6 protein-coding genes are annotated in these 7,034 nt (G+C 41.6%); 1 reads left to right on the top strand and 5 read right to left on the bottom strand.

What is annotated here, in order from left to right; all coding sequences use genetic code 11:
• Positions 1 to 631: 631 nt before the first annotated feature.
• From V7K32_RS24460 to V7K32_RS24440, 5 genes are all read right to left on the bottom strand, one after another.
• Positions 632 to 1,978 (bottom strand): GTP-binding protein, encoded by a 1,347-nt coding sequence (locus V7K32_RS24460; protein ID WP_334996802.1) that lies wholly within the window; start codon positions 1,976 to 1,978, stop codon positions 632 to 634.
• A 136-nt stretch (positions 1,979 to 2,114) separates the two neighbouring features.
• Positions 2,115 to 2,420 (bottom strand): hypothetical protein, encoded by a 306-nt coding sequence (locus V7K32_RS24455; RefSeq protein WP_334996800.1) that lies wholly within the window; start codon positions 2,418 to 2,420, stop codon positions 2,115 to 2,117.
• A gap of 466 nt (positions 2,421 to 2,886) precedes the next feature.
• Positions 2,887 to 3,579, bottom strand: a complete 693-nt coding sequence (locus V7K32_RS24450; RefSeq protein ID WP_334996799.1) for a prolyl oligopeptidase family serine peptidase — start codon at positions 3,577 to 3,579, stop codon at positions 2,887 to 2,889.
• Positions 3,580 to 3,979: 400 nt separating this feature from the next.
• Positions 3,980 to 4,312, bottom strand: coding sequence for a hypothetical protein (locus V7K32_RS24445; protein WP_334996816.1), 333 nt, complete (start codon positions 4,310 to 4,312; stop codon positions 3,980 to 3,982).
• 320 nt (positions 4,313 to 4,632) lie between these two features.
• The gene (locus V7K32_RS24440; protein WP_334996798.1) at positions 4,633 to 5,067 is read right to left on the bottom strand and encodes a hypothetical protein; all 435 of its coding nucleotides are present in this window, start codon (positions 5,065 to 5,067) and stop codon (positions 4,633 to 4,635) included.
• 113 nt (positions 5,068 to 5,180) lie between these two features.
• Here V7K32_RS24440 and V7K32_RS24435 point away from each other — a divergent pair, with 113 nt between their 5' ends.
• Positions 5,181 to 7,031: a S8 family peptidase gene (locus tag V7K32_RS24435; protein ID WP_334996796.1), complete on the top strand. Its 1,851-nt coding sequence runs from the start codon at positions 5,181 to 5,183 to the stop codon at positions 7,029 to 7,031.
• The last annotated feature ends 3 nt before the right edge of the window (positions 7,032 to 7,034 follow it).

The following is a 7,034-nucleotide window of genomic DNA, read 5'->3' as shown; positions in this document are numbered from 1 at the left end:
GTGAGGCTGCTAGAGTATGGCATTACTACTTTATACAACTTTTGCGCTCACTTTACTTCAACACAGTAAAAGATGTCAAATGGGTTCTATAGAGATAGATTTTAACTACATTTCCAGTTTAGATAGGCTTCCCACAACAGGTAGTGCTAAACACCGCCATTTTTTTAGCCAAATTAAGTGGGAATTACCGTCTTGTCATCTTTGATTGAAAAAGGTAAGCAAATTCCACTAGTTGCGTTAACTAGTAGAGATGGTCATTTTCTCAACACTTATCAACTATCCGCATTATCCAGGTCTATTTCATTCTCATTTAGACCGCCTCAGAATGAATTCTGAATCTAATAGCGAAAGTCGTCTAAAGACGACTGATAAAAAGTTATAGTCCGTTTTAACGGACTTTAGCTATTAGCCCGGAACTTCAGTTCTGGGCGGTTAACAAATGGTGTGTTTGGTGTCTTTCTTCAAATCCTCGCACTGAAACCCGTGATAACTGATAAATAATTGGCTGTTGAACTATTGGCTGTTGACTGATTTAATTTTGCATCCCAAGTTGGCAATGTCAGTCAATTGTCAGAAGAGTTTGATAGAACTTGATAAACGGCAACAAAGTTAAAACAATTCTTATTTATTCTCAATATTTTATGCCTAACTCTTGTCGCAACCGATACAGAATTGTGTTTTGGTCAACTTGAGAGAGAATTTCTTGAATGACACTACTAGCACCCAACTGTCCCCAGGTGCAGCCTTTTTCGAGATAGACTTGGGCAGCTTTGCCAACCGAGTAGGCACCATAACCGGCGATACCAGCTTGAGCGATCGCACTGCCAGCAAAGGCAGTAATATTACTAGGATTGTCACCACTGGTGATTGCAGCCGTACTTTTACCCAAACCTAAAAGCAAACTACTACCTAATTCTCCCAGCAGCAAACCACCCGAACTAAATAAAATCGTTTTTAAAATTTTCCCGGCTTCGTAACTAGTCATCGGCAAACCATATAATCTAGCTAGGGCGCGAATCAAAGCCAAATCGGCAACAGTTCCACCAAGGATATCTAAAAAAGCAATGGGATTGACCATTACTGCCAAAGCTTTGTATTTAGTAAATTGCCAAATGATATTTTCGGCTTCTTGTTCGCGTAAGTCGATAGTTTTTTGAGCGATGGCGGCTTCTGCATCTCGTGCTTGAATCAGTGCATTTAAAGCCAGAAGCGATCGCCCTTCCCGATTCAGAATATTCAGAATTGTCTCTTTGAGTTCGTCTACTTGCGGTGGTGGTGTCTCCCATTCATAACTGACACGACCATCAGGCCACTCAACCCGCACTTCCATTACTGCTGGTTCCGCCGCCACCATCACAATTTCATCAGGTAGTAGAGGCTTTGCTGCAAAATTTCCTGCACCCAGTTGTTGCAAATTTTGATAAATCGCCGACTTATCTGTATCTGGATAAAGGTCTATCTTGTTAAACACTAAAATCAGGGGTTTTTGCGATCGCCTTAATTCCAGCAGTGCTTGATACTCAGTGTGCGTGATATCACCAGACACGACAAACAAAATCAAATCAGCCTGATGCACTACTTCTCGCGCCATATCCGCCCGTGACTCACCCTCAATTTCATCTAATCCAGGGGTATCAATTAACTCTACTAGTACCTTACCACCGGGCTGCCAACGGACGGAACGGGGCCATTGAGTGACACCGTTTAGAGGCCCTGTTTGCAGAATCTTCTCTCCCAGTAAGGCATTTAAAACTGCCGATTTACCCCGACTCACCAAACCAAAGGCAGCAATTCTAATAACGTTAGAGTCCAACTTCTTGAGTGTGGAATTCAAAGCTTCCAATTCTGGTTTCAACAAACCTGCTAATTCCGGGTTGGATGAAAGCTGTCCTGACTTACGAAGATATCCATACCAAGACAGCGCTTGTCTGAGACTGGCGCGGGCACGATTTAGGTGAGTTTCTTGCAGATTTCGCACGAAGTTAGGTTGATTCAAGGTTGGACAAACAACAAGCTACATATCTATTTTGATCTAATTCCAAGACTGTTAGCCTGTTTTGTCTTTCTTAGGCAATTGTTCTGATCATTTGCATAGCTTTTAATGCCATGTCCATTTAGAACGTAGGATCGTGTACATTATCCCAACACTTGCGATCGCGCCAGTTTCTCCCAGTATGTTCACATTCAGATACATTATCTATCCAAGGAATCGATGTAGAGTAATGCGAGGTTCCAGTGGAAGCCGATAAGCTAGCAGTGAATAAAGGCAATAAGAAGGATAAAATTATGAATGTACAAATCGGTAGAATGGTTAAAGATCCACTGAGCAGCACAATGTTAGTAGGTGTCCAAAAGCTTCTAGATATTTTATGATTTTTTTGGCGACTTTTTAAACTGGCTTTGGAATTAGATAAAAGCATAATGCAACCCTATTAATGTCAAGTTATATAGCAATTCCATTTTATTTTTCAAAGCAAAGCTGACTGAGAGCTAGCCGGATCGGGCTTTTGCTCTCAGTAAATTTGGCAAAAATCAAATAGGAGTTCTATATGAGAATCAATTTTTTTAATGTAATAACATTATTAAAGCTATATTCTCTAATGTCAAAGGTGTAAATATGTAAATCGGTGAGAATAATCGAAACTATATTAATTAATGTCAAAAATATTGAGATTAGTTTGTAGTAAGTGGCTCTAGCTCTACCTTTAGGACTAGAACCGCTTACTACAAACCTTTAATTATTTACACCCTGGTACTTAAAAACTTCTTAGAAGTTTTAATCTTCGAGGGCTAAAAAATATTTTTAATGAAAAAATTTTGAAGTTTTAGTACTCGTCCCTGCATAAATACCGACAGATTTCACTCCAATGCAGAGAATAAATATCTTTAACCTACAGCCGCCTGCCGTCGATGCTGTAAAAACCACTTATATAACTCTGGATTATTATATGTCTGCGTCCACGAGTCGTGATTAGCTTCTGGGTAAACTGTAAATTTCACATTCCCGTTGCGGGCTTTGAGTGCAGAAACCATGATTTCAGACTCGCTTAAGGGAACTACATTATCTTTGGCTCCGTGAAATGCCCACACAGGAAGATTTTTTAGATTACGTGCGGCTTTTGGGTTCCCACCGCCACAGATAGGGGCGATCGCAGCAAATCGTTCTGGCTGTGCTGCTGCTAAATGCCATGTTCCATAACCACCCATGCTTAAGCCGGTCAGGTAAACTCGCTCTGGATCGACAGGATAGGATGCGATAACCCGATCCAGAAGGGCGCTTAATCGCTCTATATTCCAATATTCACCGCGTGGACATTGGGGTGAAATGACAATAAAAGGAAAATCCGCTTGTTGTTCTACAATCTTGGCAACACCGTACTTTTTCACATCATCTAAGTTAGAACCTCTCTGACCCGCACCATGTAAAAATAGGATTGTTGGCAAAAGTAGGTGTTGTATTTCGTTGCGTAGGACTAGCCCGTCGTAGACATCGCCTCCGTCTGCATGTACCCCATTGGGCGAAAATAGCAGATAGTTGTAGCTGTCAGTAGAACTAACTTGTTGTTGTAGTGGCAGCATAAGTAGGTAGACAAGATAAAACCAAACTATGTAACGAAAAGTAAAATCTCTGTATTAGACATCTCCAGAAATTAAATATGCGTAACCTGAAACCCTTGTAGAGACGCTAAATTTCGCGTCTCTACATTCATTGTCGGAGATGTCTATTTTGCTCGTAGTTGCGCCCTCTTGCGCTAAAGCGCAACTACGAGCCAGTAATGATTATTTGCGCCCACTTACTTAGCATTAGAAAATTTTGTTAGTTCAATCTTTGCGAACAGCTATTCTATAACTTGGTCGCTGTGTTGCTTCTCGTTGAGTCTTAACTAACCGAAAGTCATTATCTATATTACAGATACGGGGACGCAAAGAAACAATTCTCCCTATCTCTGTGTCCCCACGTCTCTTTAGTGAAGGGCTACTACCAAATTCGATTGCCATTTTCGTCAAGTCGTGCTGCCCGAATTACGTCAGAAATCTCTTCAGCATCTTTAACGTGGTGCAGTGCTTTTTTTGTGCCATCGGGTTCATCTACAACGAAATAAGTTGGGACTGTAATCTTGTCGCCTGTAATATCTGGTACATCATCCACAGCTACTTGTTTAGCTTTTTCTTCAACCGATTGAGACTCATCAGCAATTTTATCTCCTGGATTTGCTGTTAAGTTTCTTTCATTAACGTTCGGTTCTTGGCGTAAATGTGTATCCTCACTTACTGGTTGATTAATTTGATTTTCTTGATTTTTATCAGTCATGGCTTTTTCAGGTAGGGAAAAATCTAGCTTTACTAACATTCTAAAAAATCGAGGATACAAAGAGTTCTTTCTCTGGAGAGACTTTCAGAAGAACACGTCTTAGGTTAGATATTTACTTTGATGAATTTACTTCTTTAGTGGAAATTGGGTATATTTACCCAAAATGCTTCTACAATTTTTCTCTATCTTCAGGTGATATTTTAATCAAAATCCGCATTGCGATCGCCTCCGTCTGCACTACCCCAAACGTGCGGTTCTGGCACAACTTCTCCGTATTCTAAAAGGACAAAAAAGGAGAATATTTTGCACAATTGATATAACTACTGATTCCCTTGCGATCGCAAACTTTCTAACGCCCCCTGCAAAAACTTACCCCATTCTGCTGCCAAAGGGATTTCTGTAAACGGAACCCGCACTGAATCAGTAGATTTGGAAAATAGAAATTCTAACTCTATAGAACGACCTTTTTCTGGTATACTATCTAAATCTACTTTTTTGTCATCTACTAAAAGATATATTTCTTTAAGATCAAGCAAAGAGAATGTTTCTAGTTTAACAGGCCCTTTAGGCGTGGGTTTTCCCCAAGTTAGATTATTGCCTTTTTGACCTAATACTGAATAAATATCGTACTTAGCCCGTTCAAATTGCTCTGCCCAAGCGCGATAGGCTTCAACCTTTTGATATTCCTTCGAGCCTTGCCAAGCCAACCAGACAAACATTACTAATAACGGCAACCACAAAAGACCACGTTCCATGATTTAAAAAATTCCTGAGTGAAAGTTGTAACTAAAAGTGCAAAATCCACCACTAAAGGATGGAGATAAGTTATGGTAGTGAGCAAACTGGCAAAAAGCGGTGATGAGTTAATATGAGAAAGCTTATATTATTGTGCTTGTTTGTCATTGGGCTAGGATCTGCTATATTTGGTTTCCTGAATTTTCAGGGATTGGCAGCTAAAGGAGAGTTTGAGACGATTGTGCTTGATTTTCGGGAAGATATTCCATCACTGGTGGTGGAACAGGATCTACAAGCGATCGCCAAACAATACAACGTTACACCCCAATTAGACAACAAGTTTTCCAAAAAAGATAATGTGTATATTATCAAAGGCGATCGGCAACGCCTCCGAGAACTGAAAAAATCTCAGTTTGCCCAAGCGACAGAATTCATAGAACCAAACTATATCTACAGCAAGATTCCTCAACCAGGTAAACCAGCTTGGCTGGGAGAATTTTTAAGACCCCAAGAAGATGATGAGACAACCCCCTCATTAACTGGCCCCAATGACCAATATTACAGCAAGCAGTGGAACTTGCACAAAATCGGCATTGAAGGCGCATGGAGTCAAACCAAAGGCAGTGGCATCACAGTTGCAGTAATAGACACCGGTATTACCAAGGTGCGGGACTTGTATGAGACGAAATTCGTCAAAGGCTATGATTTCGTTAACGATCGAGAAGAAGCCACAGACGATAATGGTCACGGTACCCATGTTGCCGGAACTATTGCCCAAGCCACAAATAACAAATATGGCGTAGCTGGAATTGCTTACGAAGCCAGTTTGATGCCGTTGAAGGTACTCAGTTCTTATGGTGGCGGTACTGTTGCCGATATTGCCGAAGCGATTAAATTTGCTGCTGATAAAGGCGCAGATGTGATTAATATGAGCTTAGGCGGTGGCGGTGAAAGCCAGTTGATGAAAGAAGCGATCGAGTATGCCCATAGAAAAGGCGTAGTTATCATTGCCGCAGCCGGAAATGAAAACACTAATGGGGCAAGCTATCCAGCCCGCTATCCTTACGTCATCGGCGTTTCCGCAATTGGACCAGATGGGGAAAGAGCGCCCTACTCTAACTTTGGTGCTGGGGTAGATATCTCTGCTCCTGGCGGTAGTGAAGCTGGTAAGATTCTCCAAGAAACTATTGACGAAAAGGGCGAAGGAGTATTTCTGGGCTTTCAGGGTACAAGCATGGCTTCTCCCCACGTTGCTGGTGTTGCGGCATTAATCAAAGCTGCTGGCATCAAAGAACCAGATGAAGTTTTAAAAGTCCTCAAGCAGTCAGCGCGAGTTATCCAGGATGATGGTTTAAACTATTATGGCGCTGGACAACTCAATGCAGAAGCAGCAGTAAAACTAGCTTTCCAGGGGCAAATCAGTTTTCCAGATTTCTTCCGGTGGTTACGGGATAGCGGCTATCTTAACCCCGGCTTTTGGATTGATGGTGGTGCGATCGCACTGTTACCTAAGATTTTAATGGTAGTTGGTTCCTATCTACTAGCTTGGTTCTTACGGGTTTACTTCCCCTTCACTTGGAGTTGGTCTTTATTTAGTGGACTAATCGCTGGCAGTTCTGGGTTATTCTTCCTCAAAGGAATCTATATTTTCGATCTTCCCCAATGGCCTTTCCGGGTTTTGGGCAGTTCAATTCCCGAACTCGGCAATACCCTCCAAGGAACCGATGCATTGAATCCCCTATTTGCTAGCGTACTGATTCCCGTTGTGTTAATGGCATTGCTGCTGGGACATCCTAGTTGGAGATGGTTTGCCATTGGTTCAACCTTAGGTGTAGCAGCGTGCTTGACAGTAAGTGCATTTTTAGATCCAGCAGTTATGGGTTTAGGAAGTGGTCACCTAGCACGCCTCTTCCTCATTGCTAATGCCCTAATCTGTTATGGACTAGCTCGTTTAGCATTGAAAAACGAAGAAAAAATAGCATAAGGG

The organism is Nostoc sp. (assembly GCF_036917635.1).
Classification (GTDB): Bacteria; Cyanobacteriota; Cyanobacteriia; order Cyanobacteriales; family Nostocaceae; genus Nostoc.
The sequence above is the reverse complement of the archived record's forward strand: the minus strand, read 5'-3'. Positions and strand labels throughout refer to the sequence as shown.